Origin of the sequence: Streptosporangium sp. NPDC048047, assembly GCF_040653115.1 — a bacterium.
Lineage (GTDB): Bacteria > Actinomycetota > Actinomycetes > Streptosporangiales > Streptosporangiaceae > Streptosporangium.
In genome coordinates this window covers 12,919-24,512 of record NZ_JBEZNH010000066.1, presented here as the reverse complement: position 1 = coordinate 24,512, position 11,594 = coordinate 12,919, and the positions used below count along the sequence as shown (strand labels likewise).

Sequence of the window (11,594 nt, the reverse complement as noted above, 5' to 3'; positions counted from 1 at the left end):
CGGAGCGATCCGTACGGCGGGCCGGGCGCGCCCGCCGTACGGACGTCGGCCCCGTGCGGCGGGCGGCGCACGGACGGTGAGCGGCGCACGGACGGTGAGCGGCGAGCGTCCGGCCGACGGTGCGCGTCCGGTGGGCGGCCGGCGCCGCGGGCCGTCCGGCGCTCCCCGGCACGGGATCTAGCGGAGGTCGATGCGGGCGATGTTGTTGCCGGGACGGCGGTCGCCCACGTGCGGCGAGTAGACCGTCGCCCTGGCCCGCGACGCGTGTCCGGCGGCGCGCAGGGCGAGCCTCAGCCCCACCCGGCCGCCCGAGCCGACCGCACCCAGCCGGCAGCCGACGTGCCCCTCGGAGGGGTGGCAGCGCGCGCCCCGCACCGACAGCAGGCGGGCCGCGCCGGTGTCGAAGAAGACCGTGGCGTCGCGGACCGTCCCGGGTCCCAGGTTGCGGACCACGGCTCCCACCGCGACCCGCCGCCCGGCCCGCCGCTCACCCGACAACCGCACCGCGAGGTCGGCCCCCTCGTCCACCGGGGTGACCGCCCGGGCGACGTTGTCGGCCTCGTTGGCGTCCACGACCTCCGAGGAGAGCGTCGCGGTGGCCGTCAGCGGGCCGCCGGCGCCGGGCCGGACCAGTCCGCTGACGGTCACGCCGCCGGTCTCGCCGACCAGGACGTCGCGCTGGGAGGGGCAGACCACCTCCCGGGCCGTGATCCCGGGCCGGCACTCGGCCACGTCGACGCGCAGGACGTCCACCCCCCGGGGCAGGCGCACGGTCAGCAGGGGCAGCACCGCGTCCTCGGGGCCGTTGTTGCGCACCTCGGCCCGGTAGACCAGGATCTGGCCGGGCTGCGCCGGCTTGGGCGACGACACCAGCCGGACGGACAGGTCCGCCCCGATCGTCTTCCCCTCCTGGCGGGACGGCTCCTGACGGGACAGCGACGGCGCCATTCCCCACGCCCCCAGCAGGGCAAGACCGACGAATCCCGCGACGACCCCCGCCGTACCACGCGCCATGACCACCGATCCCCCGAACATCAATGATCATTTAACGCCGGTGTGCCCTCATCCCGCGGGAATGACACGCCGCCGGGACGGATTTCGGCACGTCATGGGCCTGATCCGGCACGGAACCGCCGTGCCGCCGTGGCCACGGGAAGGCCCAAGGCATCGGGGAGACCGGGAACGCCGGAAAGGCCCGGGAACGCGAAAGGGACCCCGGGTGGCCGGGGCCCCTTTCACGGGTTCCGCCGGGCACTCACCCGGCGAGGCGGTCGCGCGGCTCTCAGATGAGGCCGAGCTTGCGGACGGCGTCGCGCTCCTCCTCCAGCTCGCGCACCGAGGCGTCGATGCGCTCGCGGGAGAAGGCGTCGATCTCCAGGCCCTGGATGATCTCCCACCGGCCGCCGCGCGAGGCGACCGGGAAGGAGGAGATGAGGCCCTCGGGCACGCCGTACGAGCCGTCGGAGACGATCGCGGCGGAGGTCCACTCGGTGCCGTTGACCCAGTCGTACACGTGGTCGATCGCCGCGTTGGCGGCCGAGGCGGCGGAGGAGGCGCCCCGGGCCTCGATGATCGCCGCACCGCGCTTGGCGACGGTCGGGATGAACGTGTCGCGCAGCCACGACTCGTCCACCTGCTCGGCGGCGATCTTGCCGCCGACCTCGGTGTGGAACAGGTCGGGGTACTGGGTGGCGGAGTGGTTGCCCCAGATGGTCATCTTCTTGATGTCGGCGACCGGGACCCCGAGCTTGGCGGCGAGCTGCGACAGCGCGCGGTTGTGGTCGAGGCGGGTCATCGCGGTGAAGCGCTCCGCCGGGACGTCCGGGGCGTGCTGCTGGGCGATGAGCGCGTTGGTGTTGGCCGGGTTGCCCACCACCAGCACCCGGATGTCGCCGGCGGCGTGGTCGTTGATCGCCTTGCCCTGCGGGCCGAAGATGCCGCCGTTGGCCTCCAGCAGGTCGCCGCGCTCCATGCCCGCCTTGCGCGGCATGGCGCCGACCAGCAGCGCGACGTTGGCGCCGTCGAACGCGACGTTCGGGTCGTCGGTGATCTCGATGCCGCTCAGCAGCGGGAACGCGCAGTCGTCGAGCTCCATCGCGGTGCCCTCGGCTGCCTTGACCGCCTGCGGGATCTCCAGCAGGCTCAGCTTCACCGGGACGTCTGCGCCCAGCAACTGGCCCGACGCGATGCGGAAAAGCAGCGCGTAGCCGATCTGACCGGCGGCGCCGGTGACGGTGACCTTTACGGGAGTCTGGGCCATGACCTTCCCCCACTCGAGGATGAACTGTGACGCTCGGATGTTACCCGTCGGGTGTTCCCGGCCCTGAGGCACCCGTCCGGATACGGTTCCCGGCCGGTGGACGACCCGCCGGGGAACGGCCCGGACGGGGGTCAGCGGCAGTCGGCCATGGCGGGGACGCGGTGCTCCCGGGTGGGGAACCTCACCCGGGAGAGGTGCCGGTCCAGCAGCTTGCGGATCGTGCCGTTGCCGTACAGGTCGGCGACCACTCCCCGTACGGCCTCGCAGGTGCGCTCGTCGCCCTTGCGGAGGGCCACGGCGTAGCGCTCGTCGGTGAGCCGCAGGCCGAGCACCCGGTAGCGGACGCTCTCCCGGGCGGCGAACCCGGCCAGCACCAGGTCGTCGCCCGCGATCCCGTCGACCTTTCCGGCGGCGAGCATGTTCACGCACTCGGTGTAGTTCTGGGCGGGGACGACCGTGAGCCGGCCCGCCTCCTTCCGCACCCGGTCGGCCGCGGCGCCGTCGGGCCCGCACAGCCGCCCGTCCTCCAGACCGGCCGCGGAGGTGATCGGGGAGGAGTCCTTGACCAGGACGTCCGTGTGGGCGACGTAGTAGGGCCCGGCGAACGTGACGCCGGCGCCCGGGGTGATCGGGTAGGTCGAGATGACGAGGTCGAGGTCGCCGGAGGCCAGCAGGGCCGGCCGTTCCTGCCGGCTCGTGGCCCGGAACGCGACGTTCTCCCGGGGCACCCCGAGCGCCCTGGCGATCTCGACGGCGAGATCCACCTCGAAACCGCTCCACCTGCCGCCGCTGTTCAGCGCGATGCCCGGCAGGTAGTCGCGCAGCCCCACGGAGAGCCGGTGGGTCCGGGCCGCCTTGTCGGCCACCGAGGCGAACTTCGCCGGCGACGGGGACGACGGGGGCGAGTGCCCGGTCCAGAAGGCGGCCCAGGGACGCCAGCCCGCGGCGGTCGCGGCGGCCGCGCCGCCGCCCAGCAGGACGACCAGGACGAGGACGGCGACGACGGCTCTGCGCCGCCCGGACGGCCGCCCCGGCGCCCCGGAACCCGGAACCGCGGCACCGGCTCCGGGACGGGCGCCGAGGCCGGAGCCTGAACCAGGACCGGTTCCAGGACCGGTTCCAGGACCGGTTCCAGGACCGGTTCCAGGACCAGGGACCGGGCCTGGGGCCGGTACGGCGCCGCGGCCGGGACCGGCGAGCCCCGGGCCGGGCTCGGGAGACGTGCCCGCACCGGGACCGGCGGGGCCGGGGCCGGGCGCGGAGGACGGGCCCGTGGCGGGGCCGGACGGGAGGGTGGCCCGCCGGCCCGGCGGCACGGGCGTGGACCCCCTGGGCACGGCGGACGGTATGGGTGTGACCCCCGGCGTGGGCATCCGCATGGGCCTGGTGGACTCGTCGGAGCCGGAGGCCGGGCCGCTCGCCGTACCCGGCCCGCCCGCCGCGCCCGGTCCGGAGACCGGGCCGCCGGGCGAGCCGGAGGCCGGGCCGCCGTCCGTGCCCGTGGCGAGGGACGGACCGGTCCCCGTGCCCGGGACCGGGATCGGGCCGGAGACCGGGTCGGCGGCCCGTACGCCGCTGCTGAGCAGGGCCGGGGAGACGTCCGCGGACTCCGGGCGGCCGAGGAGACGCAGCAGGATCTGGTCCGCAGAGGGGCGCTCGGACGGCGACTTGGCCAGCGCCGAGCGGACCACCCCGCGCAGCGGCTCCGGCATGGCGGTGACGTCCACCTCGTGGTTCAGGATGCGGTTGAGCACCATGGCGAGCGACTTCCCGGCGAAGGCCGTCTCGCCGGTCGCGGCGAACGCGATCGTCGCCCCCCAGGAGAACACGTCGCTGTGCGGGCCGACGTCGTCGCCGGAGATCTGCTCGGGCGCCATGTAGGCGGGGGTGCCGATGGCCCGGCTGGTGATCGTGCCGGTGGAGTCGAGGATGCGGGCGATGCCGAAGTCGACCACGCGCGGCCCGTCGGCGGCCAGCAGCACGTTGTCCGGCTTGAAGTCGCGGTGCACGATCGACGCCTGGTGGATCGCGGTGAGCGCGGTGGCCGTCCCGACCGCCAGCCGCTGCAGCGCGGTGCCGCGCAGCGGGCCGTCGTTCTCCACGGTCTCCCGCAGCGACCTGCCCTCGATGTACTCGCTCGCGATGTAGGGGGTGTCGCCCTCGACGTCGACCTCGATCACGGCGGCCGTGCAGAACGAGGAGACCCGCCGCGCGGCGCGCGCCTCCCGGGCGAACCGGGACCGCGCGATCGCGTCGCCGGAGAACTTCACGTGCAGGAGCTTGATCGCCGCCCGTTCCCCCGACTCGCTCTCGCAGAGGTAGACGATCCCCTGGCCGCCCTCGCCGACGCGGCCGACGACACGGAACCGACCGAGCCGTCGAGGCTCCCAGGCCTCCAGTGGCGCGATCTCCGGCATGCCGTCCCCATGATTTCGTGAATGCCCGACCCGCTGAACTTTACGGTGTCCCGGGCCTCTCCCGAAGTGACCTTGACTTCCCGCCGTCCCGCCGGGCGCGGACCCCGCCGCCTTCCCGGCGCGGACCCCGCCGTCCCGCCCCTCACGGACCCCGCCGTCCCGCCGGAGGCGGACCCCCGCCCCTTCTCGCGCGACCCCGCCCCTCACGGGCCCCGCCGCCCCTCCCCGCGCGGGTTCCGGACGGGGGTGTGGGCATGACCACTCGTCCGTTGATCGCCATATCGCCCCGAGATGGCGCAGAAACCGCTTAGATCGCTACCGTTGACCGTCCCCTCAGGCAAGGCCGGAGCAGAAAACCCCATGCGCCGATATATCGGTTATCGTGACTTCGTCGAGCGTGCCCAGCGTTCCCTGGTCGGCACGGCACTCCTCCTGACCGGCAGTCACGAGCAGGCCATCCGCCTGGCCCTGTGGTCCTTCCGCACCGTGGGCCTGGCCTGGCCGCCCACGCCGTGGGAGAACCCCGCCACGCACGCCCACGTCACCCTCTACCGCCGCTTCCTCCGCAAGCCGAGCGCGGCGGGCAACACCGCCCTGGTACGGCTCCCGCCCCGGCAGCGCGTCCTGGTCGTCGCCTGCCTGCACGACGGCCGCTCCCACGCCGAGATGGCGGACCTCCTCGGCCTGCCCGTGGAGACCGTGGAGAAGGAGCTCGACGAGGCGGTGGACACCCTGACCAAGGGTGACGTGCCGCGCCTCACCAAGCGGCTGGCCACGCAGGCGGGTGAGGCGTCGGTCCCCGACCTCAGCACGCGGGCCCTGCGCACCCTGCGGCGCCGCCGCAACCGCGGCGTCCTCCTGGCTGCGGCCGCGGTCCTGGTCCCGCTCTGCATGATCGCCGCCTTCGTCCTGCTACCGCCGGGGATGGCGTGGACCTCCTCGCTGCGCGACCGCCCCGTCCCGGAGACCGGGCAGAGCGCGGCGGCCACACCCACTCCGCGCACCATGCGGGCGGCCCCCGCCACCCCGCAGCCGGGCCCGGAGCCGTGGAAGCCGCCGCGCACACCCCTCGCGATCCGCTACGCCGTCCCCGCGAAGTGCCCCGGCGACGCCGTGCCGGCGGGCGGCGCGGGCGAGGTCACCTGCGCCGGCTGGACGCTCAAGCTGTCCGGCGACGCGGGCCGCTCGACGCTCGCGTCCGCCTCGTGCGCGCGACCCGGCCGCTGCGAGTCCACGCTGCGCGTCGGGGACGCGGCGCAGCGGCTGGCGGGAGGCGGCGAGAAGGGCCTGCGGGTGGAGCCGGCCGTGAGCCCGGACGGCCACCGCGTGGCCTACCTCAGCGCCGCCGAGCGCAGGTACGTCGCCCATGACCTGCGGACCGGGGTCAGGCGGTACCTGTCCCCGGTGCTGGCGCCCTCCGACGTCGCGGCGGGCACCCGGGTGAGCGTCTCGGCGGACGGCCGCCGGTTCACCGTGGAGCTGGGCGGGCGGCGGCTGCGGACCGACTTCGCGACCGGGAGGACCACGTCCCGGCCGGACGGGCGGCGGGCGGCCTCCGTCCAGACCGCCGGGTGGCTCCGGCAGAACTACCGCGCCTGGTGCGACTCCCCCGACGGCCGGCACTCGGCGGCGGTCAGGACCGCCGGGGAGCGGGCGGGCGCCGGGGACCTGCACATCATCGACGCCGGGTCGCGGCAGGTGGTCAGGCGCCTTCCGCTGCCCGTCGCGAAGCGTCCGTCCGAGCCCGGGGTCGTCGGCTGGCTGGGCACCCGGGAGGTCGTCGTCAGGCTGAAGGAGAAGGACGGCGGCCGGACGGCCTTCTACCGGATGGACGCCGTCACCGGTCAGGCCCGGCCGGTGGAGGGCCTCCCCGACGGGGAGCCCATCGTGTTCGGCGCCCTGGCGGCCCCCTGAGCCCCTCCGCACGGGCCGGGAGACACAGAAGGGCCGGGGGGACGCGAGAAGGGCCGGAAGCCGCAGACGGACCCGGGAGACGCGAGAAGGGCCCGGAGACGCGAGAAGGGCCGCCCCCGCGGGGACGGCCCTCTCCGTGTCGTTCCGCGCCCCTCCGCGTCCGGGAAGGGACCGGGACGGGTCACGCGGGTCCTTCGGACGGCTTCAGACGGCCATCTTCTTCTTGAGGTTCTCGTCCAGGGCCGCCAGGAAGTCCTGGGTGGTCAGCCACTGGGCGTCGCCGCCGACGAGGAGGGCGAGGTCCTTGGTCATCTGGCCGCCCTCGACGGTCTCGACGCAGACCTGCTCCAGCTTCTCGGCGAACTCGATGACCGCGGGGGTGTTGTCGAGCTTGCCGCGGTGGGCCAGGCCCCGGGTCCACGCGAAGATCGAGGCGATCGGGTTCGTGGAGGTGGGCTTGCCCTGCTGGTGCTGGCGGTAGTGACGGGTCACGGTGCCGTGGGCCGCCTCGGCCTCGACGGTGCGGCCGTCGGGGGTCATCAGCACCGACGTCATCAGGCCCAGCGAGCCGAAGCCCTGCGCGACGGTGTCGGACTGGACGTCGCCGTCGTAGTTCTTGCAGGCCCAGACGTAGCCGCCCTCCCACTTGAGCGCCGACGCGACCATGTCGTCGATCAGGCGGTGCTCGTAGGTCAGGCCGGCGGCCTCGAAGTCGGCCTTGAACTCGCTCTCGAAGACCTCGGCGAAGATGTCCTTGAAGCGGCCGTCGTAGGCCTTCATGATGGTGTTCTTCGTCGACAGGTAGACCGGGTAGTTGCGGGTCAGGCCGTACCGCATGGAGGCGCGGGCGAAGTCGCGGATCGACTCGTCCAGGTTGTACATCGCCATCGCGACGCCGGGGCCGGGGAAGTCGTAGACGTCGATCTCGATCGGCTCCGAGCCGTCCTTCGGCGTGTAGGTGAGGGTCAGCGTGCCCTCGCCCGGGATCTTCAGGTCGGTGGCGCGGTACTGGTCGCCGAACGCGTGACGGCCGACGACGATCGGCTTGGTCCAGCCGGGGACGAGCCTCGGCACGTTGGACATGATGATGGGCTCGCGGAAGATGACGCCGCCGAGGATGTTGCGGATGGTCCCGTTCGGGGACTTCCACATCTTCTTCAGGCCGAACTCCTCGACCCGGGCCTCGTCCGGCGTGATGGTGGCGCACTTGACGCCGACGCCGTACTGCTTGATCGCGTTCGCCGCGTCGATCGTCACCTGGTCGTCGGTGGCGTCGCGGTGCTCGATCCCGAGGTCGTAGTACTTCAGGTCGACGTCGAGGTAGGGAAGGATCAACTGGTCCTTGATGAACTGCCAGATGATCCGGGTCATCTCGTCGCCGTCAAGCTCGACGACGGGACCCTCTACCTTGATCTTGGGCATGCGTGTGGTTCCCCTTCTGAACTGATCACGGGCCAGAAGTCCTTTTGAGGCTCACTGGCCGTTGAGGCTATCGGACGGGCGGGAACGTCCCGCGCTCCGCCCGTCGCTCCGGCATCGCCGCTTTCGTGCTCATCGCGAGGTGAGCTCCGTCCAGGCGAGTGCGACGGCGCCGCCCATCAGGGCGGCGCCGAAGACGGCGAGGGTCAGGGTGTCGGTCGCCCTGCGGCGTACGGCCAGGATGCCGCCGCCGCCCGAGAGCCGGATGAGGGCGGCCAGCACCATGATCATGCCGAGGGCGAACCCGCCCCACCGGGGGTCGCCGACCACGGCCGTGGACGCCACGGCCAGGACGGCGCCCAGCAGGACGAGCGGGTAGGCCCCCCATCGCTCCTGCCGCGGTCTGCTCCGGCTCATCGCTCGCCCCCGTGGCCGCAGCCCCGTCCGGGGGCGGCCGGTTCGTTCTTCGTCACGTCCGTCCGGCTCATCGCTCGCCTATCGGCTTCCACTTCCGGTCGCGCTCGCCGATGTACTCGCTGTCGGGGCGGATGAGGCGGTTGTCGGAGTGCTGCTCGATGACGTGCGCCGTCCATCCCGACATGCGGCTGATCGAGAAGACCGGGGTGAACAGGTCGGTCGGTATGCCAAGGTAGTGGTAGACGGTCGCGGCGTAGAAATCGACGTTGGGGTAGAGGCCCTTCGTCTCGAAGACGACCTCCTCCATCTCCTTCGACATGCGGTGGAGGGTGTCGTCGCCGGAGGCCTCCGCCAGTTCCCGCGACATCCGGCGCAGGTGCGTGGCTCGGGGGTCCTCGGTCTTGTAGACCCGGTGCCCGAATCCCATGATCTTCTCGCCCGCGGCCAGCTTCTCCCGTACGGCCCGCGCGACCCCGGACGGGTCCATGGCCTGGAGGGTGCGCATGACCTGCTCGTTGGCGCCGCCGTGCAGCGGGCCCTTGAGGGTGCCGATGGCCGCGACGATGGCCGAGTGCATGTCCGACAGGGTCGCGGCGCAGACGCGGGCGGCGAACGTCGAGGCGTTCATCGTGTGGTCGGCGTGCAGCACCAGGCAGGCGTCGAAGATCTCCACCGCGCGCCGGTCGGGGACGCGTCCGGTGATCTGCAGCAGGAAGTTGGCCGCGATCCCGAGCTCGGGGTCGGGCCCGGGGAGGTCGGCGCCCGTCCTCGCCGCGTGGTAGCGGGCCACCAGCACCGGCTGCCGGGCGGTCAGCCGGGCCGCCTTGCGCAGGTCGGCCTCGGCGGCGTTGGAGTCCTTGTCGGGGTCGTCCGCGCCGGTCAGCGAGACCAGCGTGCGCAGCGCCTCCATCGGCGACTGGCTCCCGGCGACCCGCGGGAGGCACGACTCGGCCAGCTCGCCCAAGCCCCGCCCTCCGGCGAGCTCCGCCCCGTAGGCCGCGAGCCCCCCGGCGTCGGGGAGCCCGCCGTACTGCAGCAGATGGGCGGTCTCTTCGAAGGTGGCCCGGCCGGCCAGGTCGTGGATGTCGTAGCCCCGGTAGAAGAGGCGACCGGCCTGACCGTCGATGTCACTGATCGCCGTGGAGGCGGCCACGACATCGGCGAGGCCTTTGGTGGGCTTGTCCGCCATAAGTGTTTCCTCCGCTTATCTTGTACGGAGTCTACCTGTGAGCAGGGGAAACCCTCCCCGCCGGGTAAAACTAATTTCAGAACCGATTCTCCTTCTGGCAAAGGAGATTCCCCATCACCTCGTCTGGGTAAGCCGACGCTGTAGGAATAGTTACGGCGGGCTACCTGGGGAGGAACTGCCGTGGAGGGGCCGTTCATACGCATCGAGGACACAGGCGAGGTGGTCCCGTTGCGCCCCGAGATCACGACCATCGGTCGTGGCCGGGGAGTCGACATCCGGCTCACCGATCCGAGTGTTTCTCGGCTGCACGCGGAATTCGTCCGGCGCGGACCCTATCTGTACGTCGTTGATCTGGGCCTGTCCCGCAACGGCACGCGGGTGAACGGCAGGCCGATCGCCCGGAGGGTCCTGGACGACGGCGACGTCGTCTCGTTCGGCGCCGCGCGAGGGCGGATCGGCGGGGTCCCGCGTGAGGACTTCGTCCCGGAGGTCGAGCTCCGCAGGGCCGCGGCGCCGGAGCTGACCAGGCGGGAGGTCGACGTGCTGACGTCGCTGTGCCGCCCGGCGCTCTCCGACGAGGCGTTCGTCGCGCCGGCCACCGCGCGGGAGATCGCCGACGACCTGGTGGTGACGGAGGCGGCGGTCAAGCAGCACCTCCTGCGCCTCTACCAGAAGTTCCGCATCCCGGAGGGGACCAACCGGCGCACCAGGCTGGCCAACGAGGTCGTCGCCCTGGGGCTGGTCAGGCCCACCCCCGTGGTGCCGCCCCAGCGCTCGGGCGGCGCGGCGGAGACGCAGGCGGCGGGCACGTCCGGCGGGCGCCGGGCGTCCTGAGCCCGGCCCGGGGCGATCCGGCTCAGCCCGCGGCGGCCTGCTTCTCGGCCGCCTCGACCACATTGCTGAGCAGCAGGGCCCGGGTCATCGGCCCCACCCCGCCGGGGTTGGGGGTGAGGAAGCCCGCGACGTCGGCGACGCCGGGGTCGACGTCACCGGCGATCTTCCCCTCGACGCGGGAGACGCCGACGTCGAGCACGGCGGCGCCGGGCTTGACCATGTCGGCGGTGATCAGGTGCGGTACGCCCGCCGCGGCGACGACGATGTCGGCGCGCCGGGTGTGCGCCGCCAGGTCCTGGGTGCCGGTGTGGCAGAGGGTGACGGTGGCGTTCTCCGTACGGCGGGTCAGCAGCAGGCCGAGCGAGCGGCCCACGGTGATGCCGCGGCCGACCACCACGACCTCGGCGCCCTTGGTCGGCACGCCGTACTCCTGCAGGAGCAGGACGATGCCGTGCGGGGTGCACGGCAGCGGCGCGTCCACCGTGTGGACCAGCCGGCCGAGGTTGATCGGGTGCAGGCCGTCGGCGTCCTTCGCCGGGTCCATCCGCTCGATCAGCGCCATGGTGTCGAGGTGGCGCGGCAGCGGGAGCTGGACGATGTAACCGGTGCACTCGGGGGAGGCGTTGAGCTCGTCGACGACGGCCTCGACCTCGGCCTGCGCGGCGGTCGCCGGCAGGTCCCGGCGGATGGAGGCGATGCCGACCTCGGCGCAGTCGCGGTGTTTGCCCGCGACGTAGATCTGGCTGCCCGGGTCGTCGCCGACGAGGACCGTGCCGAGACCGGGGACGACGCCCCGCTCCCGCAGCGCGGCCACCCGCCGCGCGAGGTCCGCCTTGATCTTCGCCGCCGTGGCCTTGCCGTCCATAATCCGCGCGCTCATGGGCCCCATCCTTCCACGGGGCCGCCAACGGCCCGCTCCCGCCATGGGACCGCGGGCCGCGCGCTCCCGCCTCAGGTGAGGTCGTCGGCCGCGCGCTCCCGGCGCTCGATGATCCGGCGGGTGAAGGGGATGATCTCCACGATCTTCGCCCCCAGGTAGGCGGCGCCGACGGCGACGATCAGCAGGAGCCAGGGGCTCTGCCAGAGTCCACTCATGATCACGAAAACGTTCAGGACGACGGCAAGCAGCGACATGAGCGATCTC

At 73.1% G+C, this 11,594-nt stretch carries 10 protein-coding genes; 2 read left to right on the top strand and 8 right to left on the bottom strand.

What is annotated here, in order from left to right:
• Positions 1 to 177: 177 nt before the first annotated feature.
• The 3 genes from AB0D67_RS34225 to AB0D67_RS34215 form a co-directional block, all read right to left on the bottom strand.
• Positions 178 to 1,035 carry a hypothetical protein gene (locus AB0D67_RS34225; protein WP_362945195.1) on the bottom strand — a complete coding sequence of 286 codons (858 nt, stop codon included), beginning with the start codon at positions 1,033 to 1,035 and terminating at the stop codon, positions 178 to 180.
• 247 nt (positions 1,036 to 1,282) lie between these two features.
• Entirely contained in the window at positions 1,283 to 2,260 is a 978-nt protein-coding gene (locus AB0D67_RS34220; RefSeq protein ID WP_362945193.1) for a malate dehydrogenase, read from the bottom strand.
• A gap of 131 nt (positions 2,261 to 2,391) precedes the next feature.
• The gene (locus AB0D67_RS34215; protein ID WP_362945191.1) at positions 2,392 to 4,677 is read right to left on the bottom strand and encodes a transporter substrate-binding domain-containing protein; all 2,286 of its coding nucleotides are present in this window, start codon (positions 4,675 to 4,677) and stop codon (positions 2,392 to 2,394) included.
• 360 nt (positions 4,678 to 5,037) lie between these two features.
• Here AB0D67_RS34215 and AB0D67_RS34210 point away from each other — a divergent pair, with 360 nt between their 5' ends.
• Entirely contained in the window at positions 5,038 to 6,591 is a 1,554-nt protein-coding gene (locus AB0D67_RS34210; protein ID WP_362945189.1) for a sigma factor-like helix-turn-helix DNA-binding protein, read from the top strand.
• Positions 6,592 to 6,795: 204 nt separating this feature from the next.
• Here the strand turns inward: AB0D67_RS34210 and AB0D67_RS34205 are convergent, their stop codons facing one another.
• The 3 genes from AB0D67_RS34205 to AB0D67_RS34195 all read right to left on the bottom strand — a co-directional run bounded on the left by AB0D67_RS34205 (position 6,796) and on the right by AB0D67_RS34195 (position 9,616).
• On the bottom strand, positions 6,796 to 8,013 hold the full coding sequence (locus AB0D67_RS34205; protein WP_362945187.1) for an NADP-dependent isocitrate dehydrogenase: 1,218 nt from the start codon (positions 8,011 to 8,013) through the stop codon (positions 6,796 to 6,798).
• A gap of 129 nt (positions 8,014 to 8,142) precedes the next feature.
• Positions 8,143 to 8,427 carry a DUF3017 domain-containing protein gene (locus AB0D67_RS34200; protein WP_362945185.1) on the bottom strand — a complete coding sequence of 95 codons (285 nt, stop codon included), beginning with the start codon at positions 8,425 to 8,427 and terminating at the stop codon, positions 8,143 to 8,145.
• A 67-nt stretch (positions 8,428 to 8,494) separates the two neighbouring features.
• A complete protein-coding gene (locus AB0D67_RS34195; RefSeq protein WP_362945183.1) occupies positions 8,495 to 9,616 on the bottom strand; it encodes a citrate/2-methylcitrate synthase in 1,122 nt (373 codons plus the stop codon).
• Positions 9,617 to 9,796: 180 nt separating this feature from the next.
• Here AB0D67_RS34195 and AB0D67_RS34190 point away from each other — a divergent pair, with 180 nt between their 5' ends.
• Entirely contained in the window at positions 9,797 to 10,450 is a 654-nt protein-coding gene (locus AB0D67_RS34190; RefSeq protein WP_362945181.1) for an FHA domain-containing protein, read from the top strand.
• 22 nt (positions 10,451 to 10,472) lie between these two features.
• Here the strand turns inward: AB0D67_RS34190 and AB0D67_RS34185 are convergent, their stop codons facing one another.
• Both AB0D67_RS34185 and AB0D67_RS34180 read right to left on the bottom strand, forming a co-directional pair.
• Entirely contained in the window at positions 10,473 to 11,330 is an 858-nt protein-coding gene (locus tag AB0D67_RS34185) for a bifunctional methylenetetrahydrofolate dehydrogenase/methenyltetrahydrofolate cyclohydrolase (protein ID WP_362945179.1), read from the bottom strand.
• A gap of 71 nt (positions 11,331 to 11,401) precedes the next feature.
• Positions 11,402 to 11,584, bottom strand: a complete 183-nt coding sequence (locus tag AB0D67_RS34180; protein ID WP_362945177.1) for a hypothetical protein — start codon at positions 11,582 to 11,584, stop codon at positions 11,402 to 11,404.
• Between the last annotated feature and the right edge of the window lie 10 nt (positions 11,585 to 11,594).

Excerpts from the sequence above, each read along its gene's own strand:
- AB0D67_RS34180 (WP_362945177.1), bottom strand. The coding sequence starts at position 11,584 with ATGTCGCTGCTTGCCGTCGTCCTGAACGTTTTCGTGATCATGAGTGGA.
- AB0D67_RS34195 (WP_362945183.1), bottom strand. The coding sequence starts at position 9,616 with ATGGCGGACAAGCCCACCAAAGGCCTCGCCGATGTCGTGGCCGCCTCC.
- AB0D67_RS34200 (WP_362945185.1), bottom strand. The coding sequence starts at position 8,427 with ATGAGCCGGAGCAGACCGCGGCAGGAGCGATGGGGGGCCTACCCGCTC.
- AB0D67_RS34205 (WP_362945187.1), bottom strand. The coding sequence starts at position 8,013 with ATGCCCAAGATCAAGGTAGAGGGTCCCGTCGTCGAGCTTGACGGCGAC.
- AB0D67_RS34225 (WP_362945195.1), bottom strand. The coding sequence starts at position 1,035 with ATGTTCGGGGGATCGGTGGTCATGGCGCGTGGTACGGCGGGGGTCGTC.
- AB0D67_RS34210 (WP_362945189.1), top strand. The coding sequence starts at position 5,038 with ATGCGCCGATATATCGGTTATCGTGACTTCGTCGAGCGTGCCCAGCGT.
- AB0D67_RS34220 (WP_362945193.1), bottom strand. The coding sequence starts at position 2,260 with ATGGCCCAGACTCCCGTAAAGGTCACCGTCACCGGCGCCGCCGGTCAG.
- AB0D67_RS34215 (WP_362945191.1), bottom strand. The coding sequence starts at position 4,677 with ATGCCGGAGATCGCGCCACTGGAGGCCTGGGAGCCTCGACGGCTCGGT.
- AB0D67_RS34185 (WP_362945179.1), bottom strand. The coding sequence starts at position 11,330 with ATGAGCGCGCGGATTATGGACGGCAAGGCCACGGCGGCGAAGATCAAG.